This is a genomic window from Alcanivorax sp. HI0083, from assembly GCF_001635175.1.
In genome coordinates this window covers 1-732 of record NZ_LWFX01000128.1, presented here as the reverse complement: position 1 = coordinate 732, position 732 = coordinate 1, and the positions used below count along the sequence as shown (strand labels likewise).

Sequence of the window (732 nt, the reverse complement as noted above, 5' to 3'; positions counted from 1 at the left end):
CAGTAATTGACGTTGGAAGGTGGAAGAGCGGAAGGCGCTGGTGATAGCGGGTCCGGTGCGGCAATTCTGACTGGCGGGTCAATAATTTTTGACAGGGTTGTGATTGCTGGAAATCAGGCAGACGAGTCCGGTGGCGTGGTCTATGTTCGCGGTAATGCGGGCAACAAGAAGTTACTGACGTTCAATCGAACCTATGTGCATGATAATCATGCGACGAACGGTGGAGTTCTGTTTACTACCTCTCAGAACGAGGAAAGTATCGAAATCGCCATGGTCGACAGCACCTTTGCCGGGAATACGGTGGCAGGCGCAGGCAGCGTTCTGAAAGCTAATATTGCTAAAGGCCGGATTGAAATTGCCAATAGTACCTTTTTCGATAACGAGGGCGGAGCGGCTCTCGATCTGACCAATAGTTTGGTGAATGCCAACCTTATGAATGCGACCTTCCGGGATAATGATGCGGGGATCGATTTAGGGAATGGTTCGGATGCTGAAGTTAAAATGTCGAACAGCATCTACTTCAATAGCGGTGCTTGTACCTCAAGCGTGGGAGCAGAGCCGGCAGAGTTGGAAGAGAGTTTTTATAATGCTTTTTCTTCTACAGCTTGCGCGGCAAAGAGTGATGATCCTGACGCTACGAATTTGGAAAACGTAGATGTAGCAGAGCTTGCTGATATGTTGACCGATGAGCCGGGTACAGGAACGAATACTAACTATGCTCCGCCCTACCTG

At 49.5% G+C, this 732-nt stretch carries 1 protein-coding gene; it reads left to right on the top strand.

Translation table 11 applies throughout. The features are described 5' to 3' along the window. Window positions 1-99: 99 nt before the first annotated feature. Window positions 100-732 (top strand): hypothetical protein (locus tag A3754_RS01470; protein WP_156496669.1); only part of this gene is annotated, 633 nt, incomplete at its 3' end.